Genomic DNA, 14816 nt, shown 5'->3' with positions numbered 1-14816 from the left:
CAATCGTCGCCCGTGTAAGGCATGCCATTCCAGCGGTCGCTGTTATGCAGTGCAGCGTCACTCCACCCCGCTAAGACATGGCCATCTTCGCCTCCCGGTTTGTATCGGGGTTACGGCACCTGTTACCGAACCGGGGGTTAGGTGGGCGACTGCCATGAGGATTATGCAATTGAAAGGTGCCAATATACGGCGGGAGACTTCAAATATTACGTGACGGTCTTCCGCAGCGGATTGGAATACCACGCAGCGTGGTACTGCCCGCGTTGCTTGACCCGCACTGAAACACTCCCAATCGACGAGTGGAACTCCGCCAAGCAGGAAGTCTCATTCCCACTAGCAAGCCATGGATGCGACAACCGCAGCAAGCGTCGCCATGACCGAGCAGCGCGAGTCCCGGAGCGCTATCAGGAATTGTGGAAACAGCTAGTCCGTTAAGCACGACCTCGACTAGTCTTAAGCCGCCGGTGCGACGGCAACGATTGCAACATTGCAAAATAGATCGGCCTAGCCACCGCCGCGACAGGTGTCGTTCCAAGGCTTCGCATCGCGGATAAAAGCGCCACTTGTGCCTCTGCTAATGGCAATTACGACGGCTTGCCCGTCGTGAAATTGCCGAGCATCAACGGCATTCTCGGGTGCGCGGGATTGATCTTGAACGTAATACCATTGCTGCCCGTATTCCCACGCAAAGACGTTTGGCAATCGAGTGAACGCCGTCATGCTTCGTGATGGATGAGGGTTGGTAACAAGGGCCCAATTTTAGTGGCGGCCGAATTTATACCAATTTTGGAATGCCCTTCAACTAGCGCACACAAAGACCGTCCCAATTCCCTTCGAAAACTGGCGACGGTCTCCCGCGCGCGATCGTTGGTGCAGTTACTGCAATGCCTCAATCGCATCGGCGATGGCATCGAAACCGTATTTTCGAGCGACCATGCTCAGGTGCCCCGGCATTACTTTTTCCGGTGAGTCCAGCTTCCCTGCCGTGGCTGCCTGTTCCGCAATCTTCAGAGCGATTGCGTCGGCCAGTGAGTCACACCTGATCTTTCGGCCGTCAACATTAGTGGTGTGAGGTTCGGCGTAACGCTCGCCCGCTACAGATGAATGCATTCCAAACTGCCCACAGCTTGATAGTTGCGAAATTGCATTCGGAACCTGAACAATAAGGCACCACGCGAGTGGCCACTCGCGTGGTGCCCGTACCCGATCGCAGCAACCGCAGGCCACGCAGAGGCGGCTTCGGTAAGGACCGCTGCGAGTGCGACCAGCATACCGGCGGCCTTCCCTGGAGGAACTCCAAGGGGCGCTCACGCCGGCCGATTGCTGTAAAACCTGACAGCGATGGCGAAGAAAACCACAAAGAGGCGACGGACTTCAGCTCAGTTGCATTGGCTACGAGGGTTCGCTCTTGGCATTACAGCTCTCTACCCGGCCGCGGCCGAAGCGGAGGCGGAACGGTACGTCACAGAGCGAAATTGTGCTTCGGCGTGCTCTGTGATGCATCACTACATGCATTGCGACTTCCGCGTCATCAAATCGAGCGAACGTTCGCCGCGGCTCGTCGACTTTCCATCCGGACCGTATGAGACGCAAAACGGTGAATCCGAACGCGTCGCTCGCGGTTAGGTAAACATGGGCAACGACCTGACGATTTGTCGTAGCATACCAGGCGCATCCGTTTTCCAGCTTGCCGCGGTCAGCGCCGGAGATGAGAGAAGAAAAAGCATTGTGGCTAATAGCTTCGATTTCCACCGCAACCACTCCGCTATCTGTGAAGTGTGAGAATCCGCCAACCATATAGGTGCCACGCCGGTCCGGATGAGCAGAAGCGGCCCGGCGTGGCTTACGGTCACCCTTGGTAATCTGGGCTCCGCCAGAAACCCAACCTACCGAACACGATTGCGAACGCAACGCGATAGGAGTGGATGGCTGCTAAACCTGACAGACGAACGCTGCCAAACCTTACAACGCTTGAGTAGCTTGGCTCGTAGCTTCAATCTTGGAAAACTCTGTTGCAACACCGTGGGCATTAGAAATGATCAAGCTTGGCACGATTTGCGTAGTGTGCAATGACACCGGACGATGTTTGACCTGCGGCGGCGTCGGTTCTCACCCGGCGTTCGAAGACGAGCGCACGGAGGATCGTCGAGTATGCAAGACTTGCCATGCCAGCGGGCGATGCCCGGAGTGCGGCGCAACGGCAAGGGCTGTTGCTGGTGCGCAGCCGTCATCAGGCAACCGACCACGGAGCCGTTAAACTGCCTGTGAGGTAATCACCGAAGCCGGCATCGATTGCGCTGAAAGGTGTCGTGGATGGCAGTTCTAAGTCAACGTGAGTTTCAGCCGGAACTGATGGACCAATTCGACATCCCAAAAGCAGAGCATGTACGCGCGCTTCAGGGACTTCGACGGCTCAATACTGCTAGCGGCGTGAGTCGGCAACTCTGGAGGCAGATCGCGATGAACCGCGGTGTTTTACTAGGTGGCCGCCTGCGAGTTCTCGACGTGGCATGCGGCGGGGGCGATGTCGCGATGAGCATCTGGAAGCTCGCTCGAAGACATAGCGTCACCCTAGACATGGTCGGCTTGGACCGAAGCCCGACCGCTTGCGAACAGGCCTCTCAACGATGTCGAGTTGGGGGCGCATCGATGGAGTTAGTGTGCACCGACGCTGTCCAATCGCCTTTGCCTGGCGGCTTCGACGTGGTGATGTCGTCATTGTTCCTTCATCACCTGTCGCGACCAGACGCCGTGGCGCTACTCGCTAAAATGCGCGATGCGGGACGCCTGCTTGTGGTCAGCGACCTGCGGCGATCTGCTGTAGGGTATTTAGTAGCGCACGCCGCTTGCCGCTTGGTCACTCGGTCCCCAATCGTCCGCTACGACGGGCCGCAGTCAGTTGCCAACGCCTTTTCAATTACCGAAGTCGCCGACCTGTGGGATGAAGCAGGTCTCTCGGGAGCCATCGTCCGCCGTGCGTGGCCATGGCGTCTGACAATCACGCACCATGAGGACTGGAGCGGATCATCCTTACAACTGGTCAGATGACGGCTATCAACGAAAGCGTTCGCTGGGATGTCGTAGTCGTGGGAGCCGGACCGGCTGGAGCCATTGCGGCTCGCCAGCTGGGGCTACAACGCAAGCGCGTGCTGTTGATCGACAAAGCAGCATTGCCGCGCGACAAAGTGTGCGGTGGCTGCTTGGGAGGATCGGCTCTCACACTGCTGAAGGGCATCGGCCTGGGCCATATTCCGATTGCGTGCCACGGCGTGCCATTGAGTAAGTTTGAACTCTCCAGCGGGGGTGCTACCGCTCGCATAGCTATCGGCGAGCGCATCGCCATCTCGCGTCGCGCTTTCGACGACGCACTGATACGCGAAGCTATGCGGGCAGGTGTCGTAGTCTGCGACAAGGTGCAGGGAATACTTCAACCCGTCACTGACGACAAGTGTCGGAACGTGACGCTGCGGCGTGTGGGGAAAGAAATGAATGTACGTGCAGACGTTGTCGTTGTGGCTACGGGCCTAGCGAACGTTCCTCGAGAATGCGTCACGCATTCGACGCTCCATTCATTGATCGGATTGGGCGCTATATCGGACCATGTGCCCTACAATTTCGCACCGGGCTCGCTGCACATGGCCTACGGCTCGGCTGGCTACGTAGGCGTGACTGCCGTCGAGCGAGGACGTTTCGGCATCGCGGCCGCGATCGATCCGAGCGCCCTTGCCGCCGCGGAGTCGCCCGGGCGCCTCGTCCGAAAAATTCTGCAAGCGTCCGGCTCGATGTTGGCGACCGATTGGGAGAGTCTTCAGTGGCAAGGAACGCCGAGTCTCACCCGGCGCACAACGCCAATTGCCTCGCATCGCTGCCTGCTGGTTGGCGATGCAGCAGCATATGTGCAACCGTTCACAGGCGAAGGAATAGGGTGGGCGATGCAGTCGGGAGCGTTAGTGGCGTCGCTGCTGGTAGGGTCGCTCAGTCAATGGGATAGTGCGATCGAGTACCGCTGGAAACAACTCTTCGATAAAACTATAGCTGATCGGCACAGGTTCTGCCGCATTCTCTGCACTTGCATGCGAATCAAGGCTGTTCGCCAGCTCGCCGTTTGGGGATTGCGCCAAGCGCCTTGCTTAGGCGAGCCCGTCATGAGGTATCTCGATCGGCCCCTCGATCGTACTTGCTGAAAGTAGTGTTTAATGGACATTGAATTGCGTTCGGTCGGCGTTGCCGTCCCGGCGCACGAAATTACTCAAGCAGCGTCTCTGGCGCTAACCGAGCGAATATGTTGCATCGACAGCCGACAACGGCGATTCGCGAAGGTCTTGTATGAACATGCCGGGGTTGCCACGCGATTTGGCGTGTTGCCGTTAGAGGAGGCTGATCGCTGGGCACCGAACGGCTCGCTCACGACGGACGGGTCGCCTAATCTTGGCCCCTCCACCGAAGCCCGTATGGAGTATTATCAGCAGCACGCCCTACCGCTTGCGGTCGAAGCGTGCCGACAGGCGCTCGACCGCTCGGGTTGCCAGCCAAGCGCAATCACTCACTTGGTCACCGCATCCTGCACTGGATTCTCAGCGCCCGGGGTCGACCTAGGACTAATTCTGCATTTGAGGCTTCCACCGACCACCGAGCGCATTCATGTGGGCTACATGGGCTGTCACGGCGCGATCAACGCGATTCGCGCGGCACGCGGTCTTGCGTGCGCTGATGTTCGCAACTGTATCCTAGTATGTAGCGTCGAACTCTGCACGATTCACTACGCATTCCAGTGGAGCAATGAGCGCATGCTCGGCAATGCGCTATTCGCGGATGGCTCAGGGGCTGTCGTTCTGCGCGCGAGGGAGACAGCCACGGACCATCCGAATAGCTTGTGGCGCCTGGCCGCGACAGGCTCCTACATATTTCCCGATACCGCTGACGCCATGACGTGGAGCATCGGAAATCATGGATTTGTGATGTCTATTTCGAGTGAATTGCCGCGGCTAATTCAGACCAATCTCCGTGAATGGCTATCTGTGTGGCTGCAGAGCTACGGACTTGGTGTCAGCGATGTCAGCTTATGGGCTGTTCATCCGGGAGGGCCAAGAATCGTCGAGGCGGTAGAGGAGGCGATGGGCTTAAGTCGTGAGCAAACGGCGATTTCGAGGCAAGTGCTATCAACCTACGGGAATATGTCTTCAGCGACGGTACTCTTCATCTTGAAGTCTCTGCTTGACAGTGGGGCCCGGCCACCTTGCGTCATGCTAGGGTTCGGCCCTGGCCTAGTCGCCGAGGCGGCTCTATTCGTGTAAGGGCTTATTCATAATAAGACATACGCAGACTAATCGCACTACGACGATTGGCATTGAGGATGGGCCGAAAATCGCGGATGCGGGATGAGGCAATGGCCGCAAATGGGCACCGGCATCGGTAACGCTATACATAGACCGACTGATAGTCCTCCCACATACGTAGCCCGCCGTAGTAAGCGTTCATATCACCGCCGCGGCAACAACCTGGCGGAATTATTTCGAAACGCTCCGCGCCGCACCCGCCGAGTAGCACTTAATCAGCAATCATTGCGTCTTTGAAGATTGTCGCGGCGTCAGTCGCTGCTTCACGCCATCGCTTCAGTCCAATCCGGTCGAGAGCATCATTCGTTAGGTACTGGTCGAACTTTCTGCCACTTTTATATGGCAGCAGTCCGAGCGCCAACGGACTTATATGTCCGTCGATAACCATCGAAGTTCCGACCCCAGTTCCGAAGCCTAGATACAACACTCTGCCACCTGAATAGCCTCCCAGCGCCTGCATGTCGGCGTCATTCATAACTCGTACTGGGCAATCGAACTCTTGGGAGAAATCAATGCCAACCCAACCAAGTCCGAGGTTCACGGCTTCGTCAATTATCTGTCCCCACCTCACTCGTCCCGGGAAGCCGATCGAAATTCGATCAATACGTTGATCGCCAAGAGTGTTCTTAACAATAGTAACGAATTGCTTGGCAGTGAACTTCTTCCCGGTCTCGAGTTTAACTCGCGTACTGGCGTCTGGAGCCTAAAGCTTCAACGTGGTGCCGCCAATATCGAGTACGAGTGTGTTCATAGGTAAATAGTCAGAAGTGTAGATTCGGTGAGATGATGCCGCGCAATGATGGATTGCTTGAATTAGCCGAATTTCAAGCCTCGGCTCGTTGGGAACCCGTCAAGGTTCGAGTAAACGGCGATTGGTTAGCTGCAACGCGGTGACGGTCATGCGAAGGTGGCTCTCTGCCACGGTTACCGGCGGCTTGCACTAACTTCCCATGATCAACAGGATTATCTGGGAATCGCGTCAATGCTTGGCGGCCAATTTCGCTATGGTTGAAGTTAGGTCTGGAATGCTTACCGGCTTTGAAATGTGAACCTGAAACCCAGCGGCCATCGCGTCCCGCGCGTCCTTATCGTGCGCGAATGCGGTCAGAGCTACCGCCGGTAGCTCAGTAGCAAGGTGCCCACGAAGCCGTACTTCGCGAATTAGGTCATATCCATTGTGCTCGGGCATGCCGACATCGCTAACTAGTATGTCAGGCCCCAGATTTTTCGCCTTCGAATTGGTTAACGCGACAAGGGCCTCCGCGGCGCTAGCCGCCAATGTGACCGTTGCACCAATGCCTTCCAGAACCTTTCGCAGAATCTCACGAGCGTCAGCCTGATCGTCGACAACCAAGACTCTGATCCCGTCTAAACGCACATTCGGCGAGTGGCTACCGTTCGTCGCGTTGAGGCCACCGCCGGGCTCTGAAGGCGCGTTCTCAACGTCTACTACTTCGGCCACGGCACGGATTGGTAGGCGAATGGCAAACGTGGATCCTCGTCCTACCCCCGTGCTTTGAACCTCTGCCGTTCCGCCATGCATTTCGGCCAAATGCTTTACGATCGAGAGTCCAAGCCCTAACCCACCGTAGTGACGGCGAGTGCTGTTGTCGGACTGGCGGAAGCGATCGAACACGAATGGTAACAAGTCTGCGCTTATGCCCTCACCGTCGTCGCTCACGGCTATCCGCAAGTCAGAACGGTCTCGACGAAGTGTCACCCGGACGTGGCCACCTTTATTGGTAAATTTCAGGGCGTTGGATAAAAGATTCCAAATAATCTGGGTGATCCTTGCTGGGTCGCATTGAGCGAGACCTGCGGACGGATCTAACTTGCAGCTCAGCGATATATCCTTCGCATCTGCTGCTGGGCGGACGGACTCCATGCTTGCTTTGATGAGTTCCGCAATGTCGCAGTCGGCAATCTCCAAATTGAGTTTGCCGGACACAATGCGTGAAACATCGAGCACATCCTCAATGAGTTTTACCTGTGCATTCGTATTACGTTCGATAACGTTAAGTCCCTCAGTGAGGTCGGTCTTGCTACTGCCGACCATTCTAAGAATGGCAATCCAGCCGACGATTGCATTGAGAGGAGTGCGCATCTCGTGACTTAATGTCGCAAGAAACATATCCTTCGCGAGGTTGGCGTCCTGTTCATTCTTTAGGAGCTTTTCGCGGTCTTTTTCAACCTGCTGCGTGTAAGTACGGACCGCTTCCGTCAATGATTGATCCATACACTCATTAAACCGGGTGATGTCGCCCAGGTCGTGCAGGTCCGGTTCAGGATCGCTATTTCGCCATAGTTGAATCACGCTGGCGCGTAGCGCTCGATACTCTGAAATCACAGCCCACAGTTCAAATCCGGAGGTGTAACGTTCCGAACCATGCGATTCCGACGCACGATTCACACGTTCCCCAGCCGCACTGTCGCCTGCCTCGCCTTTGGACTTGTTTGCCTGCTGGGCGGGAGTCTGGATCGAGTTCATCTCGATAGCCGACGTCCGCAGAATAGCTTCGGCGTGGTCTCGTAACTTGGCGGGATCTGTGGAGGCGTCGATCAGAGCTTTTGGCCAAATGCTACGAGCAAACGCCTCCCACTCGACCAGAATAGCTTCGACATTGGCCAGAATGAATTCAGCTAGGCGCATGTGACGCTCCCGATGTGATCGCGTAACCCCGGAATCGAGGGCTTCGCTCTGAAATGGAGCGCAATTTACTAGTGTGTAGCAACTACCGCGCCGCGAGTGCTTTCAGGCTGATTTGAAGTTGGCTATCGAGTACGCGCACTTACGACTGGCTCCTCCGCCCTCGGCCCCGGAATGGTACAATGCCTGCCGTGAACGTCCCTTCCCCTTTGCATTAAGGCAGGTCATGGAGACCATCGAGCCGAACGAAAACCGGTTGAGCGTTCTCGCTCAGCACCTGTTCGTTCGGCGCGAAGCTATCCTTGCGGATTGGCGAATTCGGGTAGCCGGGGATAAGGACATCTCGACCGCTTCCACATTGCCGCGAGCGCAGCTCAATGATCACATTCCGCACTTGCTCGCCGATTATGAGTGCAAACTACGAAGAACGAAACGAAGCGCCACGGAGCTTGAGGCTTCCGAGAATGCAGTCCAACACGGGTTGCATCGCTGGCAGCAGGGGTACGATCTGCGTGAAGTGATGCGTGAGTGGGGACATCTGCAAACCTGCGTCCTGAACGAACTCGAAATCTACGCATCGACGCATCGGTCGCTGCCAGCCAAAGATCTCACGACCGCTTGGCGAATCCTGTCGCAGTTATTTAATGAGGGAGTGAGCGAAAGCGCATCTAAGTACTACGAGATGCAGGAAACGGAGGCAGTCGGGCACGTTCGAGATTTGGAGAATGCGGCGGAAGAGCTGACTGAACTTGAACGTCGACGAGGTGAACTGTGGCGCCAGGCCGCACATGATCTCCGAGGCAATGTTGGCGCTGTCGTAAACGTCACGGAGGGCCTCACGATGCAGGGGCTACCGGATTTGGTGCGAGACGAGTTCGTCGCCCTTCTGCAAAAGAGCGTTTCGTCGCTGCACTCCATGCTTGACGAGGTCATAGAGATTGGGCGACTTCAAGCGGGGCAGGAACATCGCCAGGTCGCGCGTATTGACGTCTCGCCAATCTTGCGGGATCTGGGAGAGAGCCTGCAGCCGATTTCGCGGGAGCGAGGACTGGTGCTTTCCGCCAATGGACCTGCATCGCTGGAGATCGAGTGTGACGCTGGCAAAATCCGGCGGATCGCTCAAAACCTGATCATTAATGCGTTGAAATATACGCAACAGGGGAGCGTCACGCTTAGTTGGGGAGACAGCCGCACTGATGACGTCGACCGCTGGATGCTGTGCGTGACGGACACCGGGCCCGGATTTCACGCTGGACCTGGAGCGCCACTGGCGGAGGCGCTCGTCGAGGCCACTTCAGAAGCGATGAAATTGGACGCTCAGTCTGAAGTTGAAGGAGCCTCGACTAGCGCAGCCCGCTCGCAGTCGCAGAGAGACCAGCCCATGGATGACCGCCCTGTCCACCAGGAACAGGGCGAAGGCATCGGGCTATCGATTGTAAAACGCCTCTGCGACTTGCTAGACGCGAGCGTCGAGTTGGAATCTGGACCTGGTCAGGGGACAATATTTCGCGTCATTTTCCCACGCGATTACCAAAAGTAGACACGCCCCTGTTAGCCCGCCCGCCGTGGGCGACCCGCTGCAATCTCCCCGCCATCATTAGTAGCTTGGGATTGCTTGATGGCCCGCCCCAATTTTCATAGCATCGCGGCGACGCCGAGGCCGTACGCGAGTACTGGGAAGAGCAGCAATCGCGCCGATGACACGCTGGCCGGTAAGTAGCCCCCGAGTTTTGCCGGTACGACGATGATCATCACAACGATCGCCGCAATGCAGCCGCCGATGTGGGCCGCCTTGCATGCTTTGCCGCGCGCTTCGCGGCTAGAGTCGATAACTGCACTCATAATGATCTCTCTGCTGGTGAACTGTAGTGAAACGGCAAGCAGCCTCAGCCGCTAGCGCTGCATGAGCAACAGCACGCCGGTACGCCTAGAACATCGCCGCGATGACCAGCTGGTACCGAGCCGCGGCGCCGTCGACGAGCCGAAAAGAAGGCGCCAGACGGCGGGGAGTACCATGCCATGGTTCTTGCTCGGTCTCAATAGATGGGGTCGCGGGCAAGGCGTCGCGGGACACGCTATGGTGAGATTCGACGCTAGCGTCGAATGAATTGAGCTGTTGATTCGCGGCGCGAGCTGTCGCGATAGGGTTGACGTTAGCGGACGACGCGATTGGGGTGCGACGGCGAAAGCCCGTGAGCTGCGAGTTAAAACAAATCTTCGCCGTTATTCACGTCGGGTATGGGCCGCGAATTTATCTTCTGTCGAACATCCCTCCGTCGCCACCGTGGAGCTGAATGCGCACGTACGGCGTCAACTGACTACTTTGACTCGTTCGGCCACGCCGACACCTTCAGTGGCTTTTCGCGACCGTGTAGTAGCCTTACGGAAAATGCGTGCTGATCGGAGCTAAGCACGAGCCAGAGTACCTGAGCTCTGCAATGAAAAACGTCGCGAGAAGTTCTGCACCTCACTTGCCGGCGACTTTACAAGCTGAGTTCACGAGACGGACCAAGACCACCACTGAAAATACGCTCGACCAGGTCAAACGCCGGCTCAAGGTGCGCGGTGATACTTTCCTTGATTCAGACGGCGAGAAGCTGCTCGCCGATTTAGAAATCACGGGTGCGGACAATCCCGACGCCGACAAAGCCCTCAAGGAAATCGAGCACCGCCGCAGCGAGAAAATTGAACGAACCGCTTGGGCAATGTTTTAGCTTGGGTGTGCGGCGAACAGTGGTGCTACGCAGAGGTAGGTGACGCTGCTGCGCCCATCGCAGTCGAAATGGAGCGGTATGAGTCTGAAGGTCGTATCATTTTGTACTGGCCCTATAGAGACAGTGGTTCACTAATTTGGAATGCCGAGCGGGTTGAATGAGTTCGTGTGGCACGACCGCTGGTAAACGTCCTGCGAAACAGTTAATCGCAGCTTGTGACCTCGAATGACCAAAGATAACTCCAACGATCGTGCGGAGGTCTTGAAGCGGAAGACTCCGCAGGTCAATCAGATTGTGGCTGAGTAAAACGCGCTAACCCCGCTGTAGGGGGAGATCAACTCGGCGGGATTCTCGTTTCCGATTGTCAGAGCTTCGGCTTGGCTATTTGCCGCGGCTCGTCAACTCGTCCTTCTGACCCGCCACCCTAGCTGCCTCGGGGTGACCTCTTGGACGATTGAAGCAGCGGTAAAGCAGCGATGTCCGCGAGTGTCGCCTTCTTCCGTCGTGCGAATTGCCGAAGAATTCGCTCATAGTCGAAACGCAAATGCCTCCGCGACCAGCAATGTGAGTATTATTCGCAGGATGCAATTTGAAGTGGCTGCCAATATTCGAATTTGGTAAGCCGCACTGTTCGGTCGTAACGCAAGTCAGCGTTACTTGTTTGGAACCTTTCAAGGAATGCACATGGTCGCTGCCGCCTTAAAGCTCTCCCCGCTCACCTCCCGCACTGTAACACGCCGCTCGACTACTGCGGATAGCATGCTCTCAATTGGGGCAGAATAGCTTGCCATGGCGGCACCTCGTTTTTGTTAACCTTCCCAATTCGGTCCGACGTGTCTTGTACCGATCATGCCTAGTGTAGTACCTGCTCATGACTCACGCCCGGCGATGACCGGAGCTCAGCAGCAAGCAATCGATAAGCGAGGATGCAGCGAGGCATTTGCACATGGAAACAAACCCCTTTTCTACTCATGATGCGCTGCGAGAGAGCAAATACTTCGGGCTAGCGAATGGCAGAGTCGTGCGGATGGACGATCTGGAGGCGACGCCGGAGCTTTTCACGTCCGCAGCTATCGGCGCGTTTCAGGGCTTTGTCGCTGACCCACAATTTCCCTGCGTAGGCGCTAAGAGTGCGATGACTCGCGAGAGCATCAGATTCGGCGTCTACGATAAGCTTGGAGCTGCAGCTTCGTCCGCCGGCCTCGCCCACGATCTGTTCACATTCACGCAGGATCCCCTAGTCCTGGCTGAAGATGACTTCGTGACATTCGTCGCAATATTTCGCGAACCCGGTGAGCTCACTGAGGTTGAATTCGAACAGCTCCTGTGGGATCAATTAGCTCAGCTTACTAAGGTCGATGCGCCGCTTCACGACTGGGATCCGACAGTAAGCAGAAAGCCCGACGACCCGCACTTTGCTTTCAGCTTCGCGGGCCTCGCATTCTTTGTAGTGGGCCTCCACCCACAAAGTTCACGACTCGCGCGCCAGTTTCCCTGGCCGACGCTGGTCTTTAACCCCCATGCGCAATTCGTCCGCCTCAAGGAATCTCAGAAGATGGCGCGAATGCAGGAGGTGATTCGTGAGCGCGAGAACGATCTGCAGGGGTCACTGAACCCGAATCTGGGCGAGCACGGCGAGATTAGCGAGGCTCGGCAGTACTCCGGGCGGCCTGTCGAACACGACTGGGAACCGCCAGTAGACCTCTGATGAAAGTGAAGGGACGATTAGAATGGAATTGAACGTCGTGCATCGCCTTGCGCCGCAGACCGGAACGGGGTTCGTGATGAGCGCGGGACAGCGACTTCGTGTTGTCGATCCAATGGGCGAGCAGGTCTCGGACCTAATCGCCTTTTCTCAACAAGATACGGGTGAGTGGCTTTCGGCCGGCAGGTCGATCGACTACGCCAACACCATCTATCTTACGACAGGGCACACGCTGTACTCTAATCGTAGTCGGCCGATGTTTACCATCGAGTCCGATGATGTGGGACGTCATGACTTCCTGCTGACGCCTTGTAGTCCGGAGACTTTCAGCATCATTTACGGGAACAATGATCCACATCCCAGCTGTTTTATGAACCTGGTGAAAGGCCTGGCACAATTTGGCATCGCGCCAGACTCGATCCCAACGACATTCAATATTTTTATGAATGTGACGATAGACGCTGACGGTCAATTAACAATTGGGCCGCCGCGTTCGAAAGCGGGGGACGCGACGATCTTTCGCGCCGAGATGGATTTAATAGTTGGACTCACCGCCTGCTCGGCCGAGATGAGCAACAACTACTCGTTCAAACCAATAGACTTTGAACTTCTTACGGCTCTGGACAGGTGACGGAAGTCTTTAGGGCATAGACGACGCAATCCGATGCGCGTCATCCATCAAATAATCTGTTTCGGCGGCGGCCAATTACCGCAACGGGCGAAGCTCGCTGATCCCTAAATTCGCTCGCAGGGAAATCACGTCATAGCACCGTCAAAGTTAGTAAAAGAGATGCTAAAACGGCGCTCGCTGGCGGTCCGTTTGCCGCGTTGAATAGCCTCCTGGCAAGTCGGTAAGCGAAGCGTATTGCCGCCGTCATGTTCGGTCAGGGCAATGCCGACGATGTGCTTCGTGGTCTAAATCGCCAAGCCATATTGTGATGGGCAAATTGCTCCTGAAATTCCTGTCACGCCAAAATTAGATGCATTAATCATTGGAATGTCTATTTACGACCTGAGAGGTTAATCAATGCTTTCTCGCCGTCGACTAAATAAACGACGAACGGCGGAGATTTCAGCTCCGCCGTTTGTTAGAGGTTTAGTCGACCTGCTACGCGATTACCGCTTAGCACCAGTAGACGCCTCGCCGGAAGTTGCAATGTCTTCAGCCCCGGCCGCTTCGAAAATCTTTTTAGCGCGTTCGGTCTCAGTAGAGTCCTCTGAATGTACCGAAATCAGCGCATTACCACCCTTCACTTTGCCCTCGTATCGCTTAGCCTCGTATTCAGGAATACCCATCCCAATCAAGGCTCCGGTGAGACCCCCAATAGTCCCGCCGACCGCCGCGCCAGTTAGGGCTGCCATGATGGGGCCGGCCGCGATCAGCGGACCGAGTCCCGGTATGGCCAATGCTCCAATGCCGGCTAACCATCCCAAGCCGCCGCCCAACACTGCACCCGTGCCAGCACCAGTAGCAGCGCCTTCCGGAGCTTTCGTTTTATTGTCGACGGCAAATTCCTTCGTTCCCGATTTGTCGGGCATCAATACGGAAATATCGTCGCTAGTAAATCCCGCGACTTTCAATTGGTCCACGACCCGCGTGGCTTGATCAGATGTTTTTACAGTACAGAAAACGGCCTTGGCCATGATGTAGCTCCTACGAGTCCATTAGCGAGTTAAACTAAGCAATAGTCATTTCTGTTCGATTTCCAACTGACTTTCGACGTTGTTAGCACCGGCGACTTCGATAGCAAGTTCTTCAACGCGTTTCTTTTCATCTGCCGAGGCAACAGGACCGCGAAGAGTCACTTTGCCATCTTGCGTCATGATTTTTACATTCTGCGCATTGACCGACATCTTGGTGTCGACCACCCGTTTCCGAATATTCGCTGTAACGTCGATATCGCTTTGGTTCTCATTCTGATCGATCGGAGTCTTTGCGCTTGAGGCTCGATCGCGTTCATTCACTGCAGTGTTATCGCGGTCCGGCGTGGACATTTTGTCTGCAGCAGGTTCATTGCACCCGATTGCTGTCACGCCCAATAGCACTATAGTCTTTGCAAATTTCATTTACGGAGTTCTCTGGTTTGGAAGCAATTGATTAAAACCTAATTGCAAATATTGCACCGGCCGAAAAGCTCTATTGCGCCCGCACTAGTTTGGATAACGCGCACACGTCGGATCGTTCGCCCACCTCACTCGTGCCTCACGCGGGTAGACTTTCACGTGGCGATAACTGCCGATGTGCCGGCGATGGCGTGTGAGTCGGTGGTGCTAGCGGAGACTCCAGCGCAACCTACTCCGCCCTACCGAGGTGAGAAAAGTCGTCTTTCTCTCAAACGCAGTTCGCGGCGCACAGCCCAAGCCTTTCGTTCGGCCTCTTTTTTCATTTCGGCTTGGTTCTCGACCTCTTCCTC

The 14816-nt window shown here is 56.0% G+C and carries 13 protein-coding genes; 7 read left to right on the top strand and 6 right to left on the bottom strand.

Going from position 1 to position 14816, the window contains the following annotated elements; genetic code table 11:
* Nucleotides 1-876: 876 nt before the first annotated feature.
* The gene (locus ACQY7R_RS04310) at nucleotides 877-1110 is read right to left on the bottom strand and encodes a hypothetical protein (protein WP_428304365.1); all 234 of its coding nucleotides are present in this window, start codon (nucleotides 1108-1110) and stop codon (nucleotides 877-879) included.
* Nucleotides 1111-2313: 1203 nt separating this feature from the next.
* On the opposite strand from ACQY7R_RS04310, the gene ACQY7R_RS04305 reads away from it, so the two are divergent.
* The 3 genes from ACQY7R_RS04305 to ACQY7R_RS04295 are packed head-to-tail and all read left to right on the top strand — an operon-like array spanning nucleotide 2314 to nucleotide 5294.
* Entirely contained in the window at nucleotides 2314-3048 is a 735-nt protein-coding gene (locus ACQY7R_RS04305) for a methyltransferase domain-containing protein (protein WP_428304980.1), read from the top strand.
* Nucleotides 3045-4184, top strand: coding sequence for an NAD(P)/FAD-dependent oxidoreductase (locus tag ACQY7R_RS04300; RefSeq protein ID WP_428304364.1), 1140 nt, complete (start codon nucleotides 3045-3047; stop codon nucleotides 4182-4184). The genes ACQY7R_RS04305 and ACQY7R_RS04300 overlap by 4 nt, the downstream gene beginning before the upstream one ends.
* A gap of 12 nt (nucleotides 4185-4196) precedes the next feature.
* Nucleotides 4197-5294, top strand: coding sequence for a type III polyketide synthase (locus ACQY7R_RS04295; RefSeq protein WP_428304363.1), 1098 nt, complete (start codon nucleotides 4197-4199; stop codon nucleotides 5292-5294).
* 253 nt (nucleotides 5295-5547) lie between these two features.
* Here the strand turns inward: ACQY7R_RS04295 and ACQY7R_RS04290 are convergent, their stop codons facing one another.
* Together ACQY7R_RS04290 and ACQY7R_RS04285 are read right to left on the bottom strand one after the other, a co-directional pair.
* On the bottom strand, nucleotides 5548-5940 hold the full coding sequence (locus ACQY7R_RS04290; protein WP_428304979.1) for an ROK family protein: 393 nt from the start codon (nucleotides 5938-5940) through the stop codon (nucleotides 5548-5550).
* 375 nt (nucleotides 5941-6315) lie between these two features.
* Nucleotides 6316-7986 (bottom strand): hybrid sensor histidine kinase/response regulator, encoded by a 1671-nt coding sequence (locus ACQY7R_RS04285; protein WP_428304362.1) that lies wholly within the window; start codon nucleotides 7984-7986, stop codon nucleotides 6316-6318.
* Nucleotides 7987-8209: 223 nt separating this feature from the next.
* Here ACQY7R_RS04285 and ACQY7R_RS04280 point away from each other — a divergent pair, with 223 nt between their 5' ends.
* A complete protein-coding gene (locus ACQY7R_RS04280; RefSeq protein ID WP_428304361.1) occupies nucleotides 8210-9523 on the top strand; it encodes an ATP-binding protein in 1314 nt (437 codons plus the stop codon).
* Nucleotides 9524-9618: 95 nt separating this feature from the next.
* On the opposite strand, the gene ACQY7R_RS04275 is transcribed toward ACQY7R_RS04280, so the two are convergent.
* The gene (locus ACQY7R_RS04275; protein WP_428304360.1) at nucleotides 9619-9825 is read right to left on the bottom strand and encodes a hypothetical protein; all 207 of its coding nucleotides are present in this window, start codon (nucleotides 9823-9825) and stop codon (nucleotides 9619-9621) included.
* A 596-nt stretch (nucleotides 9826-10421) separates the two neighbouring features.
* On the opposite strand from ACQY7R_RS04275, the gene ACQY7R_RS04270 reads away from it, so the two are divergent.
* The 3 genes from ACQY7R_RS04270 (at nucleotide 10422) to ACQY7R_RS04260 (ending at nucleotide 13033) form a co-directional block, all read left to right on the top strand.
* A complete protein-coding gene (locus tag ACQY7R_RS04270; protein WP_428304359.1) occupies nucleotides 10422-10697 on the top strand; it encodes a hypothetical protein in 276 nt (91 codons plus the stop codon).
* Between the two features lie 946 nt (nucleotides 10698-11643).
* Nucleotides 11644-12405, top strand: coding sequence for a guanitoxin biosynthesis heme-dependent pre-guanitoxin N-hydroxylase GntA (gene gntA, locus ACQY7R_RS04265; RefSeq protein ID WP_428304358.1), 762 nt, complete (start codon nucleotides 11644-11646; stop codon nucleotides 12403-12405).
* 22 nt (nucleotides 12406-12427) lie between these two features.
* Nucleotides 12428-13033: a DUF1989 domain-containing protein gene (locus ACQY7R_RS04260; protein ID WP_428304357.1), complete on the top strand. Its 606-nt coding sequence runs from the start codon at nucleotides 12428-12430 to the stop codon at nucleotides 13031-13033.
* A 485-nt stretch (nucleotides 13034-13518) separates the two neighbouring features.
* On the opposite strand, the gene ACQY7R_RS04255 is transcribed toward ACQY7R_RS04260, so the two are convergent.
* On the bottom strand, nucleotides 13519-14046 hold the full coding sequence (locus ACQY7R_RS04255) for a general stress protein (protein ID WP_428304356.1): 528 nt from the start codon (nucleotides 14044-14046) through the stop codon (nucleotides 13519-13521).
* Between the two features lie 45 nt (nucleotides 14047-14091).
* Nucleotides 14092-14469 carry a BON domain-containing protein gene (locus ACQY7R_RS04250; protein WP_428304355.1) on the bottom strand — a complete coding sequence of 126 codons (378 nt, stop codon included), beginning with the start codon at nucleotides 14467-14469 and terminating at the stop codon, nucleotides 14092-14094.
* Between the last annotated feature and the right edge of the window lie 347 nt (nucleotides 14470-14816).

Origin of the sequence: Lacipirellula sp. (assembly GCF_965279485.1) — a bacterium.
Taxonomy (GTDB): Bacteria; Planctomycetota; Planctomycetia; order Pirellulales; family Lacipirellulaceae; genus Lacipirellula.
The sequence above is the reverse complement of the archived record's forward strand: the minus strand, read 5'-3'. Positions and strand labels throughout refer to the sequence as shown.

Excerpts from the sequence above, each read along its gene's own strand:
- ACQY7R_RS04285 (WP_428304362.1), bottom strand. The coding sequence starts at position 7,986 with ATGCGCCTAGCTGAATTCATTCTGGCCAATGTCGAAGCTATTCTGGTC.
- ACQY7R_RS04255 (WP_428304356.1), bottom strand. The coding sequence starts at position 14,046 with ATGGCCAAGGCCGTTTTCTGTACTGTAAAAACATCTGATCAAGCCACG.
- ACQY7R_RS04275 (WP_428304360.1), bottom strand. The coding sequence starts at position 9,825 with ATGAGTGCAGTTATCGACTCTAGCCGCGAAGCGCGCGGCAAAGCATGC.
- ACQY7R_RS04270 (WP_428304359.1), top strand. The coding sequence starts at position 10,422 with ATGAAAAACGTCGCGAGAAGTTCTGCACCTCACTTGCCGGCGACTTTA.
- ACQY7R_RS04300 (WP_428304364.1), top strand. The coding sequence starts at position 3,045 with ATGACGGCTATCAACGAAAGCGTTCGCTGGGATGTCGTAGTCGTGGGA.
- ACQY7R_RS04250 (WP_428304355.1), bottom strand. The coding sequence starts at position 14,469 with ATGAAATTTGCAAAGACTATAGTGCTATTGGGCGTGACAGCAATCGGG.
- ACQY7R_RS04305 (WP_428304980.1), top strand. The coding sequence starts at position 2,314 with ATGGCAGTTCTAAGTCAACGTGAGTTTCAGCCGGAACTGATGGACCAA.
- ACQY7R_RS04310 (WP_428304365.1), bottom strand. The coding sequence starts at position 1,110 with ATGCATTCATCTGTAGCGGGCGAGCGTTACGCCGAACCTCACACCACT.
- ACQY7R_RS04295 (WP_428304363.1), top strand. The coding sequence starts at position 4,197 with ATGGACATTGAATTGCGTTCGGTCGGCGTTGCCGTCCCGGCGCACGAA.
- ACQY7R_RS04280 (WP_428304361.1), top strand. The coding sequence starts at position 8,210 with ATGGAGACCATCGAGCCGAACGAAAACCGGTTGAGCGTTCTCGCTCAG.
- gntA (WP_428304358.1), top strand. The coding sequence starts at position 11,644 with ATGGAAACAAACCCCTTTTCTACTCATGATGCGCTGCGAGAGAGCAAA.
- ACQY7R_RS04260 (WP_428304357.1), top strand. The coding sequence starts at position 12,428 with ATGGAATTGAACGTCGTGCATCGCCTTGCGCCGCAGACCGGAACGGGG.